At 28.1% G+C, this 2,610-nt stretch carries 1 protein-coding gene and 1 pseudogene; both read right to left on the bottom strand.

Features of this window, described 5'->3' with window-relative positions; translation table 11 throughout:
- Nucleotides 1-2,013 (bottom strand): carbamoyltransferase HypF (gene hypF, locus JG677_RS07730; RefSeq protein WP_200286061.1); only part of this gene is annotated, 2,013 nt, incomplete at its 3' end.
- Nucleotides 1,994-2,610, bottom strand: a pseudogene (locus JG677_RS07725) (hypothetical protein); the annotation flags it as partial. The pseudogene JG677_RS07725 and the gene hypF, both read right to left, overlap by 20 nt.

Genomic DNA, 2,610 nt, shown 5'->3' with positions numbered 1-2,610 from the left:
TTCTATGATAAAATTTGCCAAAGCATTAAACATACCTGTAATAGCTTTGCTTTTTTCATCTTGCAAAGCCCCTAAAATCAAACTTTTAAAATTAATTTGTCCTTTTTCTATAAAAAGTTTATAAGAAAAATCAAGATTTTTATCATAAAAGGCTTCACACATTAAGCCAATTTGTGCTTCATAAGAACTTTTTTCTATATTAAAAACTATGCTTCCAAAAGCATCAATAATACGCCCTAAAGAGCTTGTTTGCAAATTAGAATGAGAATAAATTTTTCTAAGATTTTCAAGTTTTATTTTTGGAATTTTGACTAAAAATTCCTTAGCTTTATCTTCTAAATCAAAATGCCAAATCAAACTTAAGGCTAAGTTTTGTATATTTTTAATATCACTATTTATAAGAGTAAAATTTTCAAAATGAGCTATTCTTTTATACTCTTTTAAATTTCCTATAAAAACTTCCCCACCCCAAATTTTACCATCTTCTCCGTAGCCTGTTCCATCGCAAATAAAAGCTAAAGCCTTTTCATCTTTTAAAAATTCTTTTTCATATTCAAAATAAGCTGCACAAAAATGCGCATAATGATGAGAAATTTTAACCCTATTTTCAAACTCTTTAGTATAGGCAAAATGTGGATGTTTATCACATAAAACTGCTTCAAATTCTAAATCATAATTTTGTTTGAAAAAATCTAAAAGTTTAAAAAATCTTTCATATACATCAACACTTTTTAAATCGCCTATATAAGGAGAAATTAAAAGTTTATTTTCATAAAAAATTACAAATTCGTTTTTAAGTTCGGCACCTAGGGCTAAAAAAGTGCCTTTTTTATCAAAATTACTTTCTAAATAAAAAGGGTTTAATCCTCTTGAAGTGCGTAAGAACATAGTTGCACCATTTACCACTTGAGCAATGCTATCATCGCTTGCATTTATAATTTCTCTATCATAATCTAAATAAAAATCAAAAACTCCACTAAGTTTTTGACATAAATTTAACTCATCTTTAATAATGCTTTCTCCGCTTAAATTTGCACTTGTTGCCACAAGAGTTCCTTTAAAATACTCAAAAAGCAAAAGGTGTAAAGGAGTATAAGCTAACATAATGCCTAGTTTATTAACTTCAGGAGCAATTAAAGAAAAGTCTTTTTTAGCTTTTAAAATCACAATAGGAGCTAAAACTCCATTTAATAAAGCTTCTTCTTTTTCATCTATAAAGGCAAGTTCTTTAGCACTTTTTAAATCTTTACACATCAAAGCAAAGGGTTTTTTAGGACGCTTTTTTCTGAGTCTTAGCGCTTTTAATGCTTGTTCATTAAAAGCATCACACATTAAATGAAAACCACCCATACCTTTAATAGCTAGAATTTTACCTTCTTTTAAAAAATTTGCACTTTGCATAAAAGCTTCTTTATCTTTAGCTAAAATTGTGCCCTTTTGGTCTTTAAGAAAAACACTAATTTTACATTTAGGACAACTTATGGGCTGAGCGTGAAAACGCCTATTTTTTGGATCTTCATATTCACTTTTACAAAATTCACACATAATAAATTCTTGCATAGAGGTATTAGCCCTATCATAAGGAAGGCTTTTAATAATGCTAAAGCGGGGCCCGCAATGTGTGCAAGTGATAAAAGGATATAAAAAGCGTGGATTTTTTTCATCAAAAAATTCTTTTTTACATTCTTTACAAAGTGCAAAATCGCTAAGCATAGGAGTGCTTTTTGCATTTTCTAAAGAAGGAGTTATACTAAATTGAGTATAATTTGAAATAGGAATTTGAGTAATTGTAAGATGATCTATCCTTGCTAAAGGTGGAAGATGAGTTTTTAAATTTTTTATAAAATTTGTGTATTCTTTTTGAGTGCAAGCAAGAATGATTTCTACGCCAAAGCCATCATTTCTTACCTCTCCAAAAAGTTTAAATTTTAAAGCTAACTCATAAACTAAGGGTCTAAAACCCACACCTTGAACCAAACCTGAAATTTTGATCTTATACCCTAAGTGGCACATTGCTTAATCTACAATCTTTAATATGCTTGAAAACATTTTCAAGCAAACTTTTATGTTCAAATAAGCTTCCGCTAATTAAAACAACTTGGGTTTTATCTTTTTGTTTTAATTCATCATAAAAATCACGTAAAAAATATGACAAACTTTCAATCACTCCATAAGAAATATCTTGAGCACCAACTCCTGCTAACATAAAACTCATAATAGAGCGTAAAGTTTTTATATAATCAAATTCTTTATTGTCATTTAATTTAAAATCAATCTTAACACCCTTGGCTAATCTTGATTGATCGCTTAATTGAAGTAAAACAAGCCCTGCTTTTTTGAAATCTTGATTTAAATTTAGCATTCTTCCTATGATGCACAATAAAGAAAAGAAATTGTTTTTACTTTCAAATTCTTCATCTAAAAGTTTAAATTCTTTTTGGAAATTATCTAAAAGTCTTTTTCCTGTAGGGTCATTTTCAAGTTCGCTATATATCTTTTTTGAGTGATTAGGTAAAGTGATTTTTAATAAATTAATTTCTTTATCTAGTAATAAAATATCATCATATTCTTTGCTAAGCTCTAAAATAAAACTTTTTTGTTTAAAACGTG

Origin of the sequence: Campylobacter sp. TTU-622, assembly GCF_016598965.1 — a bacterium.
Lineage (GTDB): Bacteria > Campylobacterota > Campylobacteria > Campylobacterales > Campylobacteraceae > Campylobacter_D.
The sequence above is the reverse complement of the archived record's forward strand: the minus strand, read 5'-3'. Positions and strand labels throughout refer to the sequence as shown.